The 13,977-nt window shown below is 68.8% G+C and carries 16 protein-coding genes; 14 read left to right on the top strand and 2 right to left on the bottom strand.

The genetic code is table 11. The annotated features are described in order from the left end of the window. The 9 genes from OWM54_RS29345 to OWM54_RS29305 are packed head-to-tail and all read left to right on the top strand — an operon-like array spanning position 1 to position 7,564. Positions 1 to 546, top strand: coding sequence for a DUF3341 domain-containing protein (locus OWM54_RS29345; RefSeq protein ID WP_223748380.1), 546 nt, complete (start codon positions 1 to 3; stop codon positions 544 to 546). Next, a complete protein-coding gene (locus OWM54_RS29340; RefSeq protein WP_223748379.1) occupies positions 543 to 1,136 on the top strand; it encodes a c-type cytochrome in 594 nt (197 codons plus the stop codon). Before OWM54_RS29345 ends, OWM54_RS29340 begins: the two co-directional genes overlap by 4 nt. Beyond that, a complete protein-coding gene (locus tag OWM54_RS29335) occupies positions 1,133 to 2,377 on the top strand; it encodes a hypothetical protein (protein WP_267699648.1) in 1,245 nt (414 codons plus the stop codon). Before OWM54_RS29340 ends, OWM54_RS29335 begins: the two co-directional genes overlap by 4 nt. Next, on the top strand, positions 2,374 to 2,835 hold the full coding sequence (locus OWM54_RS29330; RefSeq protein ID WP_074951071.1) for a hypothetical protein: 462 nt from the start codon (positions 2,374 to 2,376) through the stop codon (positions 2,833 to 2,835). Before OWM54_RS29335 ends, OWM54_RS29330 begins: the two co-directional genes overlap by 4 nt. A 35-nt stretch (positions 2,836 to 2,870) precedes the next feature. Then, on the top strand, positions 2,871 to 3,752 hold the full coding sequence (locus OWM54_RS29325; protein ID WP_141332230.1) for an SCO family protein: 882 nt from the start codon (positions 2,871 to 2,873) through the stop codon (positions 3,750 to 3,752). After that, the gene (gene coxB, locus OWM54_RS29320; protein ID WP_223748377.1) at positions 3,749 to 4,795 is read left to right on the top strand and encodes a cytochrome c oxidase subunit II; all 1,047 of its coding nucleotides are present in this window, start codon (positions 3,749 to 3,751) and stop codon (positions 4,793 to 4,795) included. Before OWM54_RS29325 ends, coxB begins: the two co-directional genes overlap by 4 nt. After that, a complete protein-coding gene (gene ctaD, locus OWM54_RS29315; RefSeq protein WP_046715924.1) occupies positions 4,779 to 6,446 on the top strand; it encodes a cytochrome c oxidase subunit I in 1,668 nt (555 codons plus the stop codon). The genes coxB and ctaD overlap by 17 nt, the downstream gene beginning before the upstream one ends. Then, a complete protein-coding gene (locus tag OWM54_RS29310; RefSeq protein ID WP_141332232.1) occupies positions 6,436 to 7,101 on the top strand; it encodes a cytochrome c oxidase subunit 3 family protein in 666 nt (221 codons plus the stop codon). The genes ctaD and OWM54_RS29310 overlap by 11 nt, the downstream gene beginning before the upstream one ends. A 13-nt stretch (positions 7,102 to 7,114) precedes the next feature. Beyond that, complete coding sequence (locus OWM54_RS29305; protein WP_141332233.1) at positions 7,115 to 7,564, top strand: cytochrome C oxidase subunit IV family protein; 450 nt, start codon at positions 7,115 to 7,117, stop codon at positions 7,562 to 7,564. 85 nt (positions 7,565 to 7,649) lie between these two features. On the opposite strand, the gene OWM54_RS29300 is transcribed toward OWM54_RS29305, so the two are convergent. Further along, positions 7,650 to 8,642, bottom strand: a complete 993-nt coding sequence (locus OWM54_RS29300) for a DUF481 domain-containing protein (protein ID WP_141332234.1) — start codon at positions 8,640 to 8,642, stop codon at positions 7,650 to 7,652. Between the two features lie 181 nt (positions 8,643 to 8,823). On the opposite strand from OWM54_RS29300, the gene OWM54_RS29295 reads away from it, so the two are divergent. The 5 genes from OWM54_RS29295 to OWM54_RS29275 all read left to right on the top strand — a co-directional run bounded on the left by OWM54_RS29295 (position 8,824) and on the right by OWM54_RS29275 (position 13,055). Further along, entirely contained in the window at positions 8,824 to 9,489 is a 666-nt protein-coding gene (locus OWM54_RS29295) for a hypothetical protein (RefSeq protein ID WP_248546146.1), read from the top strand. Positions 9,490 to 9,558: 69 nt separating this feature from the next. Beyond that, positions 9,559 to 10,515 carry a GNAT family N-acetyltransferase gene (locus OWM54_RS29290; protein WP_267699647.1) on the top strand — a complete coding sequence of 319 codons (957 nt, stop codon included), beginning with the start codon at positions 9,559 to 9,561 and terminating at the stop codon, positions 10,513 to 10,515. Between the two features lie 22 nt (positions 10,516 to 10,537). Next, entirely contained in the window at positions 10,538 to 11,677 is a 1,140-nt protein-coding gene (locus tag OWM54_RS29285) for a hypothetical protein (protein WP_267699646.1), read from the top strand. A gap of 20 nt (positions 11,678 to 11,697) precedes the next feature. Beyond that, positions 11,698 to 12,042, top strand: coding sequence for a YkgJ family cysteine cluster protein (locus tag OWM54_RS29280; RefSeq protein WP_141332238.1), 345 nt, complete (start codon positions 11,698 to 11,700; stop codon positions 12,040 to 12,042). 44 nt (positions 12,043 to 12,086) lie between these two features. Then, entirely contained in the window at positions 12,087 to 13,055 is a 969-nt protein-coding gene (locus OWM54_RS29275) for a hydrolase (RefSeq protein WP_267699645.1), read from the top strand. Here OWM54_RS29275 and OWM54_RS29270 read toward each other — a convergent pair. Further along, entirely contained in the window at positions 13,052 to 13,666 is a 615-nt protein-coding gene (locus OWM54_RS29270) for a hypothetical protein (protein WP_223748369.1), read from the bottom strand. The genes OWM54_RS29275 and OWM54_RS29270 overlap by 4 nt on opposite strands. Positions 13,667 to 13,977 lie beyond the last annotated feature (311 nt).

Genomic DNA, 13,977 nt, shown 5'->3' with positions numbered 1-13,977 from the left:
ATGGAAGCCAAGGTCCTCGATTCCTGGGTGCTGGCCGAGTTCGCGACGCCAGACATCCTCGTGGATGCCACCCGCCAGATGCGGGAGAAGGGCTTCCAGGGGATGGATACGTACTCCCCCTATCCGTTGCACGGCGGCTCGGAGGCCCTGGGCCTCCCGCCGTCCCGCGTGCCCTTCATCGCCCTGTGCGGCGGCCTGACGGGCCTGGTGACGGCGCTCTCCATGCAGACGTGGATGAACACCATCGACTACAAGCTGAACATCGGCGGTCGCCCGCTGCTGTCGCTGCCGGCGTGGGTGCCCATCACCTTCGAGCTGTCGGTGCTGTTCGCGGCGTTCGGCATCTTCTTCGGCCTGTTGGGGCTGAGCCGGCTGCCGCAGCCGTACCACCCCGTCTTCGAGTCCGAGGAGTTCCGCACGGCGTCCACGCACGGCTACTGGCTGAGCGTGCCGCACGCGACGGGCCAGGACTCCACCGCCGTCATCGACCAGCTCAAGGCCCTGGGTGCCACCCAGGTGACCGTCGTCACGGGAGAGAAGGAATGAGGTGGCTCATCCCCGCCGCCGGACTCGTCGCCCTGTCGGGCTGCGACGTCCCCTCGGAGTTCCTGCAGCGCATGGAGCACCAGGCCAAGTACGAGTACTACGAGGCCTCGGACTTCTGGGCGGATGGCCGCGCCATGCGCCAGCCCCCGGCGAACACCATTCCGCGTGAGCGCTTCGCGAGCGTGTCCGAAATCAAGGACCCCATCGCCCGCCAGACGGCCGTCACCGGCCGCGCCAACGGCCAGCCCACGGCCACCATCCCCGTGACGGTGGACCAGGCGCTGCTGACGCTGGGCCAGCGCAAGTACAACATCGTCTGCTCGCAGTGCCACGGCGTGCTCGGCGACGGCAACAGCGTGGTGGCGGAGAACATGGCGCTGCGCCTGCCTCCGTCGCTGCTGGAGCTGGAGACCAAGCCGGCGGGTCACTTCTACACGGCCATCAACGAGGGCTACGGCGTGATGCCGTCCTTCTCTGGCGAGCTCGACGTGCGCGAGCGCTGGGCCGTGGTCGCCTACGTGCGAGCCCTCCAGGAAGCCCGAAACATCCGGACGGCCGGTCAGCAGCCCGTCCCGCAGGAGAACCGATGAGCCCCGCAGCCGAAGCCTCCGTTCCCCTCGAGCGTTACACCGGCACGCCGAAGTACATGGTGCCGGCGTTCGGCGTGGGCGTCCTGGGCATCCTGGCCACCCTGGCCATCTTCTTCGCCACCGACGCGAAGGGCATCGCCGCCCACAGCTACCTGCTCGCGTTCACCTACTGGGTGGGCATCAGCGTGGCGTTCATCATCATGATCGCCATCTTCCACACGGCCAAGGCCAAGTGGCTCATCCTGCTGCGCCGCACGATGGAGACGGGTGCGTCCACCATCCCCGTCTTCGTGGCGCTCATCATCCCGCTGGTCTTCATGGCGGGCTACCTGTACCCCTGGTGGCCGGGCTCGCCGCTGGCCGCGAGCATCACCGGCCTGGAAGCCGAGCACCTGTCGCACAAGATCCACTGGTACCTGCGCCCGGACTTCATGGGCATCCGTCACGTCATCTACTTCGCGGTGTGGATCTTCGCCGCGTGGAAGCTGCGCAAGCTGAGCGTGCAGCAGGACACCGAGGGTGGCCTGGACTTCACCCGGCGGCTGCGCCGCTTCTCCCCGGGCATGCTCCCTCCCCTGGCGCTGACCATCACCTTCGCGTCCTTCGACTGGCTGATGAGCCTGACGCCGCTGTGGCAGTCCACCATCTTCGGCGTGTACTACTTCGCGGGCAGCTTCCTGTCGGCGTTCTGCATCCTGACCATCGTCGCGACGTACGCCCGGGGCCAGGGCCTGTTCGGCAACCTGGTGACGACGGCCCACTTCCACAACCTGGGCAAGCTGATGCTGGCCTTCACGGCGTTCTGGGCCTACATCGCCTTCTCCCAGTTCATGCTGGTGTGGATCGCCAACATCCCGGAAGAGGCGCCCTGGTACGGCCTGCGCATCTTCGGAGCGTGGAAGCCGTCGTCCATCGCCCTGTTCTTCCTGCACTTCGTGCTGCCGTTCTTCACGCTGCTGTCGCGAAATCTGAAGCTGCAGCCCCGCAAGCTGTCGCTGGTGGCCTTCTACCTGCTGGCGGTCCACGCGTTCGACCTGTACTGGCTCATCTGGCCGGCGCTGACGGGCAGTGCCGGGCCTCAGCTGCTGGCCAACCCGCTCAGCATCATCACGCTCGTCACCTCGTTCGTGGGCGTGGGCGGCATCGCGGTGGGGTTCGCGCTGAAGAACGCGAGCAACAGCTACACGATGCCGGTGAAGGACCCCTACATCGCGGAGTCCCTGAGGTACGTGCAGCCATGAAGAAGACCCAGGTTGAGCTCGAGTCGCGTGTCATCGTCGGCGCCCACGGTGTGGCCGCCGAGGAAGACCACATCGTCATGAGCAAGGTGGTGGGCATCGGTGTCGGCTCGCTCGTCATCTTCGCGGTGGGCATCGTCTGGGCCTACGCCATCCAGGTGCGCACCATGAAGGAGGCCCAGCCGGACGGTCCTCCTCCGATTCCCGCGGCCATGGGGCAGTACGAGGTGGGCATCGTCAACCAGCGCCTGTTCGAGCAGGACTGGCACGCCGAGGAGAAGATCGGCGGCCAGCAGCAGGCGCTCAAGGCCGGCTGGGGTGACCAGCCGGGTGTCAAGGCCCATCCGTCCCTGGACGAGGCCATGAAGACGGTCATCACGAAGCAGAACGCCCCGCCTCCGCCCGCCCCGGCGCCGGCCCCCGAGCAGCCCCAGGAGCCGACCCCGGCTCCTCGGCAGTAGCTTCCGCCGCCAGCATCACGTAAGAGCCGCTCGCGATGATGTCCCTCTTCTCCCACATCCCCCAGTGCGCCCCCCGCCTGGGGATGCTCGTCGCGGTGGCCCTGGTGCTGGGCACGGCGACCCCGGCCCCGGCGATGCCGGGCGGCGGCAAGACGCCCCGCTCCATCGTCGAGGCCCAGCAGGACGCCCCGCCCCAGCTCAAGGGCGTGGACGTGGAGGAGCACCTGGGTGACCCGGTTCCTCCCCTCACCCGCTTCCTGGACTCCAATGGCCAGGAGGTGACGCTGGGGACGGTGCTGCCCAAGACGCTGCCCACGCTGCTGACGCTCGTCTATTACAACTGCCCCATGCTCTGTAACCTGGTGCTCAACGCCCAGGTGAAGACGATGCGGGAGCTGGGTCTGGAGCTGGGCCGCGACTACGAGGCGGTCACCATCAGCGTGGACCCCGAGGACACCCCGGCGATGAGCAGCGAGCGCCGGCGCAAGCACCTTCAGTCCATGGGCAAGCCCGAGAGCGCGCCCTGGCACTTCCTCACCGGGACGGACGCGGAGATCCGCCGCCTCGCGGACGCGGTGGGCTTCAAGTACACGTACGACGAGAGCACCAGGCAGTACGCCCACCCCGCGGTGGTGATGGTGCTCACGCCGGAAGGGACGCTGTCGCGGTACCTGTACGGGACGGACTTCCCTCCCAAGGACATGAAGCTGGCGTTGCTGGAGGCGGCCGGCGGCCGCGTGGGTACCAGCTTCGACCGCGTGGTGATGTCCTGCTTCAAGTATGACACCGCCACCCGGCGGTATGGCTTCTACATCTTCGGGTTCATCCGCCTGGGCGCACTGGCCGTCTTCTTCGCCCTGGCGACGATGCTGATCTATTTCTGGAGGCGCGAGCTGAAGAAAGGCGCGGCGGCATGAGCGAGCTTCTCAACAACCTTCTGTTCCTCCCGGAGAGCGCGTCCACGTTCGCGGAACGGGTCGACCTGCTGCACCACTTCGTCGTGGGAACGACGATGGTGATGTCCACGGGTGTCGGCCTCGCGGCGCTGTTCATGTTCTTCCGGTACCGCCGGCGGCTCCCCGCCCAGGCGACGGAGTACGTCGTCCCCACGCTGAAGACGGAGTTCCTCTTCGTCTCCGTGCCGCTGGTGTTCTTCCTGGCCTGGTTCGGTATCGGCTTCCGGGACTTCACCTGGGTCACCACCCCGCCCAAGGACGCGATGGACGTCTACGTCATGGGCAAGCAGTGGATGTGGAAGTTCTCCTACCCGGAGGGCCCCAACGGCGTGAACGTGATGCACGTCCCCGCCAACCGTCCCGTGCGCCTGCTCATCACGTCCCGTGACGTGCTGCACTCGTTCTACGTGCCGGCGTTCCGCATCAAGATGGACGCGCTGCCGGGTCGCTACACGCAGATCTGGTTCGAGGCGACCAAGCCCGGCACGTACCAGGTGCTCTGCACCGAGTACTGTGGCCTGTCGCACTCGAAGATGCTGGCCGAGGTCGTCGTGCTCCCCGAGGAGGAGTACGAGGATTGGATCAAGGAGCAGCGCCGCGGCCGGCTGCAGGACCGTCAGGACGCGCTCGCGGACACCTCGCTGGTGCCGCCGGTCGCCCGGATGGTCGAGCAGGGGCAGATCCTGGCCGGTACGCAGGGCTGCCTCAAGTGCCACTCGGTGGACGGCTCGGCGCACATCGGCCCCACCTTCCTCGGCATGTATGACCGCGTGGAGAAGCTCGACGACGGTCAGGACATCCGGGTGGACGAGGCCTACATCACCCAGTCGATGATGGACCCGGGAGCCCACCTGGTGGCGGGCTACCAGAACGTGATGCCGACGTACCAGGGCAAGCTGCAGGGCCCCGAGACGGCCGCCATCGTCGAATACATCAAGTCGCTTCGCACTCCGAACGTCCGCGAGGGCGCCTCCGAGGGACCCGCCTATGACCCCATCCAGTAGCATCGACACGGCGGGGGCCGCCCCGCACGACGAGCACCACGACCACCACCCGAGCTATCTGGTGGACGGCACCACCATCAAGAGCTGGCTCTTGACGGTGGACCACAAGCGCATCGGCCTGATGTTCCTGTTCTGGGTCCTGCTCTTCTTCCTCGTGGGCGGCATCTTCGCGCTGCTCATCCGGGTGGAGCTGCTCACCCCGGGCCCGACCATCATGGACGCGATGACGTACAACCGTACGTTCACGCTCCACGGCCTGGTCATGATCTTCCTGTTCATGATTCCGGCGATTCCGGCCGTCTTCGGCAACTTCATGCTGCCGCTGATGCTGGGCGCCAAGGACGTGGCCTTCCCGCGACTGAACCTGGCCTCGCTCTACATCTACCTGGCGGGTGCGGTGCTGGCGCTGTGGGGCATGCTCAACGGCGGCCTGGACACGGGCTGGACGTTCTACACGCCGTACAGCACGCACACGACGACGACGGTGGCGCCCGTGCTGTTCGGCGCGTTCATCATCGGCTTCAGCTCCATCGCCACGGGCATCAACTTCATCGTCACCTGCCACACCATGCGGGCGCCGGGCATCACCTGGTTCAAGATGCCGCTGTTCGTGTGGGCCATCTACGCGACGAGCTGCATCCAGGTGCTCGCGACGCCAGTCATCGGCCTGTTGCTGGTCCTGGTGACGGTGGAGAACCTGTTCAGCTTCGGCATGTTCGACCCGGCGCGCGGCGGCGACCCGGTGCTCTTCCAGCACCTGTTCTGGTTCTACAGCCACCCGGCCGTGTACATCATGGTGCTGCCGGCCTTCGGCGTGATGAGCGAGATCGTCAGCACGTACAGCCGCAAGAACATCTTCGGCTACCGCGCGGTGGCGTACTCGTCCCTGGGCATCGCCTTCGTGGGCTTCTTCGCCTGGGGCCACCACATGTTCGTGTCCGGCCAGTCCACCTTCGACGCCGGCGTGTTCGGCGTGCTGACCATGCTGGTGGGTGTGTTCACCGCCATCAAGGTCTTCAACTGGGTGGGCACCGTCTACAAGGGCGCGGTCGACTTCAAGACGCCCTTCGCCTACTTCTGCGGCTTCCTGTTCTTCACCGTGTTCGGTGGCATGACGGGCATCGCGCTGGGCACGGTGTCGCTGGACGTGGCGTGGCACGACACGTACTTCGTCGTGGCGCACTTCCACTTCATCATGGTGGGCGCGACCATCATGGCCTTCCTGGCCGCCCTGCACTACTGGTTCCCGAAGATGTTCGGGCGCACGTACCACGAGGGATGGGGCCTGGTGTCCGCGGCGCTCATCATCCTGGGGTTCAACGCCACGTTCATCCCCCAGTTCCTCTTGGGCAACAACGGCATGCCGCGCCGGTACTATGACTACCCGGAGCGCTTCCAGGCGCTGAACGTCGCCTCCACCGCGGGCGCGACGCTCTTGGCCTTCGGGTTCATCATCATCGCCATGTACCTGGCGTACGCGCTGGTCTACGGCAAGGCCGCTGGCAAGAACCCGTGGCGCAGCAAGGGCTACGAGTGGCTGAGCGAGTCTCCTCCGCCGACGCACAACTTCGTGGGGCCTCAGCCGACGTTCCCCGAGGAGCCCCACTTCTACGTCGACCCGAAGAAGGCCGAGGTTCCCGATGCAGTCTAGCGCTCACACCGCCGACGGCGCGGCCAACACGCCGCGCCTGGCGATGCACTTCGCGTCGCTCGAGGTGCAGAACCACGCCGCCCGTCTGGGGATGTGGCTGTTCCTGGCGACGGAAATCCTGCTCTTCGCCGGCCTCTTCGTCTGCTACGGCTGCTACCGCTTCCTCTTCCCGGAGGCGTGGGCGGCGGGCAGCCGCAGCCTGGACCTGACGATGGGCACGGTGAACACCGTGGTCCTCATCACGTCCTCGCTGACGGCGGCGCTCGCGGTGCACCACGCGAAGCACGGCGAGAACAAGAAGGTGGGCGTGATGCTGGCGCTCACCCTCCTGATGGCCGTCGCCTTCCTCGTCATCAAGTACTTCGAGTACAGCCACAAGTTCCACGTCGGGACGCTGCCGGGCCGCTACTACAGCTACCCGGACATCCAGCTGCCGGGCATCTCGCTGTACTTCACGGTCTACTTCTGCTCGACGGCGCTGCACGGCCTGCACGTCCTCATCGGGATGGGCGTGCTGACGGTGGCGATGATTCGCGCCTTCAAGAAGGGCGACTTCGGTCCGAAGAACTACACGATGGTCGAGCTGGGCAGCATGTACTGGCACCTCGTCGACCTGGTGTGGATCTTCCTGTTCCCCATGCTGTACCTGGTCTGAGGGCGACACCACCATGGCCATCGCCAACGAATCCCATCAGGAAGAGAAGAACATGACGGAGCACCACGGAGCGGGCCGCTACTGGCTCATCTGGGGTGTCCTCCTGGTGCTGACGGTCGTCACCGTCGTCACCGGCCGGATGCACCTGCCGTCGTTCGGCCTGCTGCTCGCCATCGTCATCGCGACGGTGAAGGGCACGCTGGTGACGCTGTACTTCATGCACCTCGCGGAGCACCAGGGCGTCAACCGGCTCATCTTCGCCGTGTCCATCGTCTTCGTGATTCTCGCGCTCGTCATCCCCATGGCGGACCTGGGCACGCGCTTCCGCGGCGCCAACCCGCCGGGCTCGCAGTACAGCGACCTGCAGCCGCCGGACATCGGCACGGGTGCGCAGCGCGGCCGCTTCGGCGGCGGCGTGCAGCCCCCGGAACTGAAGGACACGCCTCCCGCGCCGAGCCACTGACGTCCCTCGAGGGGCACTCACCCGCCCCTTCGAATCAAGCCGCGGCGCCGAGGACCTTCCTTCGGCGCCGCGTTGCTTTTGCGGGCTAGAGCGCGACCTGGAAGTTGAAGGCCAGCGCGGTGTCCGTGGGCACCTTGCCCTCGGGCGGCTTGCTGTCGTGCTTCACCAGGAAGCTGACGCCCAGGGAGAGCGCCTCCGTCAGGTTCACCGCCAGTTGCGTCTGGCTGTTCACCAGCACGCGCGAGTCGCCGATGACGCTCAGGAGCACCTCGGCGTCCTCCTTGAAGAGCACGTCCTTGGTGATGCCGTAGCGGAAGGCGACACCGAAGCGGGGGCCGCCGATGTCCACGTCCGGCAGGTCCAGGCGCGAGGGGTAGTACTGGAAGCGCGTCTCGCGCGCATAGCGGAAGGCCAGGTCCGTGCGCAGGTAGGACTCGCGCTCGTCCTTCTTCTTCTCGTCCCACCACAGCACGCCCAGACCGCCTTCGCCGATGGTCCGCGACTCCACGCTCTTGACGTGGTCCGTCTCGGCGCCCGTCAGCAGGTAGCCGCTGAGCATCTGCGTGAAGCGGCGGTCTCCGCGCAGCTCCAGGCCCGCGTTGAGGGCGACGAGCTGCGACTCCTGCTCCTCCCCGGCCACCTCGGGCGGGCGGCTGCGGCCGTAGTTGCCGTAGCCCCGGATGCCGACAATCCAGTGCTCCGTCGTGCGCTGCGCGCTGGCCAGGCCGCTGAAGGTGAGCGTGGAGGCGTTGCCCGTCAGCGAGATGAGGCCCAGGCCCAGGGTGATGTCCCACTCCTCCTTCTTCTTCTTCTCGTCCGCGGGGGCGGCGGCGCCCGGAGCGGCCGGGGTGCCGGCGATGACCCCCGCGGCGCGCTCGGCGGCCTCGGCGGCGCGGACGCTGGCCTCGGCGGCGCGCTCGGCGGCGGCGGCGGCGCGCTCGGCGGCGGCGGCGGCGCGCTCCTCGGACGTGGTGGCCTGCGCGGCCGCGACGGGGGCCGCGGGCTCCTGCGCGGCGGGCGTGGGCGCAGGCGTCTGGGCCTGCAGGGAGGTGGCAATCAGAAGGGCGGCGGAAAGCATCGGTTCTCCAGTCGTCTCGGTGCCGCCGGACCTGGATTCGGGGCGACGCGAGACGTCCTCGGCTCCCCCCGGGCCGGCGCGTCTCCTTCCTGCTCCAAACACGCGCGGTGCGGCAATGGTTGATTCGCGGGTTGTGCTTAATTCCGGGGCGGGGCTGGCTTCACCCAGGAGGATTCCCACCATGCACCTCGCCCGCATCGCGTCGCTGTGCCTGCTCTTGTCCCCCGTGGTGGCCGCCGCGCGGAACGTCACGGTGCCCGTGGACGTGGGCGTGGGGCCCGCCGCGTTCCTCTTCTTCGGGCCTGTCTTCGACGACCAGCCCATCCACACCGGGCTGAAGCTCTCCGTCGAGGCGGTGCTGGACAAGGACTGGCTGAAGAAGAACCAGCGCGCCATCCCGTCCCGCTACCGCAAGTACGCCAAGAGCGTGGACGAGGTGCGCATCTCCCCGTCCATCTTCATCCCCGACTCGCTCATCATCTCCCCCAAGGTGCGCGACACCGGCATGTATGGCGTCACCTGGAAGCCCCTGGGGCTGGGGCTGCCGTTGACGTCCGGCCCGGTGCGGCTGGCGGTGGGTGGTGGGGTGCTCCTGACGTATGCGTACCTGCACTCGGACACGCTGGCGGACACGCACTTCGTGAGGCCGGGTGCGGAGCTGGGCGTGGACCTGGAGCTGCAGCTCTCCAAGAGCTTCCTCATCAGCCTGGGCTGGGAGTCCGCGCTCTACGTGCCGCAGGAGCTGGGCGGGCTGGGGCTGCCGGACCGGGTGCGCGACGGCATCTTCCACGTGGGCCAGGCCTACCTCCAGTTCCACGTGCGCTTCCCGTACAGCACGCGCCTGTGAGGCGGACGGACGGCCTTGTGGGAGCCGGGTGATGCACGGGATGGCCGGGTGGCGATACCCTGGCGTGACATGCCCTTGGTCCTCGCCACCGACGCCCAGAAAGCCGAGCGCGACCGCGTCACCCATGCAGCCTGGGGCTCGCCCCTCACCGTGGAGCAGTTCCACCAGCGCGAGGTGCGGCTGCGCGCGCATCCCTGGTGCCGCGAGGGCATGCGCACCTGGCTGCTCGTCGACGACGGCGGACAGGTGCTGGCCTCGTGCGAGACGTTCCGCACCGACAGCCACCTGCGCGGCCCGGACGGCGTGGTCACGCCCGGCGTCAGCGAGGCCATCGCCAGCGTCTTCACGGTGCCCGAGCTGCGCGGCCACGGCCACGCCACGCGGCTGATGGACCAGGTCGCCGAGCACGTCGCCCAGGAGGGCCCGGACCGGCACGCGGCCCTGCTCTTCTCGGACGTGGGCGCGCCGCTCTACCGGCGCTCGGGCTATCGCGAGGCGCCCGCGTGGGACTGGAACCTGCCCGCCATGGGTGGACTGTCCACGCACGCGGTGGACGCGCTCCTGTGCGACGGGGACGTGCCGGAGGTGATGGGGCGCCTGCAGCGTCCGGACGTGCCCTTCCTGCTGTGGCCGAGCCCGACGCAGGTGGACTGGCACCTGGAGCGGGAGCGGGTCTACGCGGAGCTCTTGCGTCGCCCCCGGCCGGAGGCCTGCGGCGCGGTGGTGGGCCGCTCGTTCGCGCTATGGGCGATGATGGCCCGCTACGGCGAGCTGGTGGTGCTGCTGTTCGACGCGGAGTCGCTCGAGGACTCCATGGCCCTGATGGAGGCCGCGCGGGGCGTGGCGCACCGGGCGGGCCTATCCCGCGTGGTCGTCTGGGAGGAGCCGGGCACCCTGCCCTGGCTGGCGCGGATTCCGGGCGCCACGCGCGTGGCCCGGGAGGGCTCGCTGCCCATGCTGAGACCGCTCAGGGCCGGGTTGCCACCCGCCGAGCGGGTGACCTTCTCGCGCGCCCTCTGGGTGTGACGCGCGGATAGGATGCGCCGACATGGCCAAGCGCACGCGCATCATCGAAGGCACCTGGAACTGCACCTCGTGCGACGCCAAGGGCATCCTCGCCCGGCACAAGCGCTGCCCCACGTGCAACAACCCGCGGGAGCTGTCGGGCGACGAGTCGGACTTCGACTTCGGCGACGTGGACGCGACGAGCGGCAAGTCCCTGCGCGAGGGCGTGACGGACGAGAAGGCGGTGGAGCTGGCGAACGCGGGCGAGGACTGGTTCTGCGCCTTCTGCGGCGCCGCCAACCGGGGTGACCATCCCCGCTGCAAGCACTGCAACGCCGAGCGCGAGTCGGACTCGAAGGTGGGGCCCCGGAAGGATTTGTCGGGACAGGCGCCCGCCCCCGCGCCGCCGCCGAAGAAGAAGCCCCGGCTGGGGATGTGGCTGTTGCTGGGCGCGCTGCTGTCGTGCTGCTTCGGAACCTGTGTGTACTCGGGCTGGTCGAACCAGACGCACGACTACCCGGGTGAAGTGACGGGCACGTCGTGGAAGGTGGCGGTGGTGCAGGAGCGCTTCACCCGCGTGGAGAAGGAGGGCTGGGCGGACGAGCTGCGCCAGGCGAGCGCGCGCATGCCCGTCAACGGCGCGGGAGAAATCGCCGGCGTGGAGAACGTGCGCGGCTGCGTGGAGCGCCAGCGCGGCACGCGCAAGGTGGCGGACGGCACCGAGCGCGTGTGCCGCTCCAAGACGCGCAAGGTGGCGTGTGGCACCGAGGAGAAGTGCCGCCGACGCGACAAGGGCAACGGCTTCGCGGAGGAGGTCTGCGAGGACGTGACGAAGTACTGCAACGAGTCCTACGAGGACTGTCAGGACCAGACGCGCTACCGCAACGAGCCCGTCTACGCGCGGCGGTGCACCTATGACACGCACGAGTGGCGCAAGGTGGACCGGCGCGAGGCCTCCGGCCAGGACGGCGCCCCGCGCTGGCCCACGCTCCAGGTGGGACCGCAGGACCGTCAGCGGCGCGAGGAGACGTACGTGGTGAACGTGCGCTACGAGGACGACGGGGTGAAGGAGCAGGTGCTGGAGCCGAAGACGGAGGCCGAGTTCCTGTCGTGGAAGAAGGGCCAGGGCGTGGTCCTCACGGTGACGAACGGCGGGGAAGTGAAGAAGGCCGTCCCACGTTGAGCCCACGAGGCGGAGGCCCCATGGAATGCACCCTCTGTGGCGCCTGCTGCGTGGCGCCGGACATCGCGGCGCTCGACAAGCCGCTCGGGCTCAGGTGCCCGCACCTGCTGCCCGACAACCTCTGCGCCATCTACGAGCAGCGGCCGAGCATCTGCCGCGACTACCAGGCCGACGAGGTGTGCCGCCTCATCGAGGCGCCCACCCTGGACGAGCGCGTGCACAAGTACCTGGCCCTCTTCGATTTGACGGAGGAGGCCCGCGCCGTGAAGGAGCAGGGCTGCCCCTCCATGAAGCGCGCCCGGCAGGCCGCCGCCCGGCTTCAGGCCGGAGCGCCCGGTGGAGAACGCCCGGACGAGCCGGCCTGACACGGCCCCTTGTCCCCCGCGAGCCGGGGCGCTATCCCCCGGCCGTGAGCTTCCAGCCGACCGAGCCCTTCATCGCCGCGCCGGGCCTGACGAACGAACACGCGCAGACCATCTACGCGAACTTCGTGCGTCCCCGTCACGCTCCTCCGCTGAAGCGCCAGCGGCGCGAACTGCCCGACGGTGACTTCGTCGATCTGGACACCTTCGACGGCCCCAGCGGCGCGCCGCACGTGGTGGCCCTGCATGGGCTGGAGAGCTCCTCCCAGGCGGGCTACATCACCGCCATCCTCCGGGGCGCGGCCCAGCGTGGCTGGGGCGCCACCGCGCTCAACTTCCGCTCCTGCAGCGGTGAGCCCAACCGGCTGGCGCGCACGTATCACTCGGGCCACATCGACGACACGCTCGGCCTGCTCAGGGACTTGCGCGCCCGCGTCACCGGGCCGCTCTTCGCCGTGGGCTTCTCGCTGGGCGCCAACGTGCTCTGCCGACTGCTCGAGGACCAGGGCGAGGAGGCCCCCGTCCGCGCCGCCGCGTCCATCAGCGCGCCGTACGACCTGGACGCGTGCTGCGCCAAGCTGGATGGTCCCGGCCCGTTCCACCGCATCTACCGCGAGCGCTTCCTGCGCACGCTCAAGAGCAAGGCGCGAGCGAAGCTCAAGCGCTTCCCCAACGCCTTCGACGGCCGGGCCATGGAGGCGGCGCGCACGGTGCGCCAGTTCGACCACGCCGTCACCGCGCCCCTGCACGGCTTCAACAGCGCGGAGCATTACTACGCCGAGTCCTCGTCGGGCCCCAGGCTGCACGCCATCCGCAAGCCCACGCTGCTCATCAGCGCCGCGGATGACCCGATGCTGCAGGCGCCCGTCATCCCGCCGGACGCGAAGGACAACCCGCACCTGAGCGTGGTGTTGACCCCGCACGGCGGACACGTGGGCTTCGTCGCCGGCAAGCTGCACCGTCCCCGCTTCTGGGCGGAAGACCAGGCGCTGGCCTTCTTCGACACCTTCCGCTAGCCGAAGTTCAGGATGAAGCCGAGCTTCGCCGTGGGGCGCACGGTGCGCAGCATCCACGACCGGTCCTCCGCGGGCCCGACGGTGCCCCGGAGCGGCTCGTCCAGGTCCTTCAAGCTGGGGCCATACAGCTCCATGAAGCTCACCCCGCCGCGCACGAAGAAGGTGATGCTCCGGGGCATGCTGACCTCGAAGCCCACCAGTCCGCTCGCGTACGTGTAGCCCACGCGCTCGAGCGACGGCAGCGGCGGCAGTGACAGGTCCGCCAGCCTGCGCTCCAGGGCGCGCACGTCCGCGGGCTGCGCGTGGCCAATCTCCACGCTGAAGGCGGGCGACACCCGGCTTCGCAGCGGCAACAGCGTGAGCCCCGCCCGCGCGCCGGCGCGAACTCCGTTGTGCGTGGCGCCCAGGTGCAGCCGCACCACCCGCGCGGGACGGAACGAGATGGACAACCCCGCGCCTTCCGTCACCCCCGCGTCCAGCATCAACCCGAAGGGCGCGACCCGCTCGGGGTCCTGTGTCGCCCGACGGCGAATATCCCCTGCCTCGAATGCGCTCGCCATCGGTGCCACGAGCAGCACCACCAACGCGAGCAGCGTGGACCGCGTCCCCATGCGTCGAATCCCCACCCCAAGCCGCCGCGACGCTCCGCGGCCCCTGACCTTGCCAACCGTCGTCATCGGGGCAACCCACCCCCGCCGACCAACGGTGCGCATGGCCTCGCCACCCTTCAACGAGGTGGACCAGGCTCCGGCGGATGCCTGCTTCGTTCCACCGGAGCCCGCCTCCTCGCCCCCCGCCCTTCCCCCTCCACCCGCCACGCCGCTCGCGTCGCCCGAAGCTCCGCCGCGCTTGACGTCCTGCTCCCCCCGACCGGCCCCCATCCCTCGTCCCACCGACAAGCCCTGCCTCCCCACTCCAGGCA

Source organism: Myxococcus sp. MISCRS1 (assembly GCF_026626605.1).
Taxonomy (GTDB): Bacteria; Myxococcota; Myxococcia; order Myxococcales; family Myxococcaceae; genus Myxococcus; species Myxococcus fulvus.
The sequence above is the reverse complement of the archived record's forward strand: the minus strand, read 5'-3'. Positions and strand labels throughout refer to the sequence as shown.